This window comes from Streptomyces sp. DH12, assembly GCF_020873895.1.
Taxonomy (GTDB): domain Bacteria; phylum Actinomycetota; class Actinomycetes; order Streptomycetales; family Streptomycetaceae; genus Streptomyces.
Window position 1 is genome coordinate 1 of the sequence record NZ_JAHWGT010000607.1, and the last position, 547, is coordinate 547.

A 547-nucleotide genomic window follows, 5' to 3' on the forward strand; every position below is an offset into this window, starting at 1 on the left:
GCATCGACCGGACCACGTCAATCTCGTCGTCCTCCGGCAGACCGGCCTCCTGGAGATACCGCGCCACTTCCAGGACTGAGAACGCGCGGCCGACGATCTCGCCGTCGATGCGGACACGCCGGCCCCCGTCGTCGTCGGGCGGGTAGATCACCACGGGCGGTACGGCCATACCGCCCAGCCTGCGGGCATGGCCGGGCGGGCGCACGCGGAGATAGGCTGAACAGCGCGGAGGCCCCCGCCGATTATCCCGGCGAGGGCCTCCGTCGTGAGCGGGCTACGGACGCCAGTCCTCGCGGTAGCCGGGCCTGTCTGCGTAGGGCAGAGCGAGTAGCTTGAGGATGTCCAGGCCCCAGGGCGAGCCCTCGCCGGGCACGAACGAGCGCTCCATATCACCGGGCCCGGTGACCTCGACGAGCGGCGGCGCGCACAGTTCGATGATCCGCCGCTTGGCGTTGATCTCGCGCAGCACCCGCGCCGGATCATGCTCGGCAACGTGGCGGCTGAGCCCGATCCCGTCGCGCTTGACGTAGATGCGCTCCCATCCGAG

The 547-nt window shown here is 70.6% G+C and carries 1 protein-coding gene; it reads right to left on the minus strand.

Annotated elements, in window-relative coordinates:
* Positions 1–274: 274 nt before the first annotated feature.
* Positions 275–547: DUF6221 family protein (locus LPA54_RS36025; protein WP_228984752.1), on the minus strand; the 273-nt coding region annotated here is incomplete at its 5' end.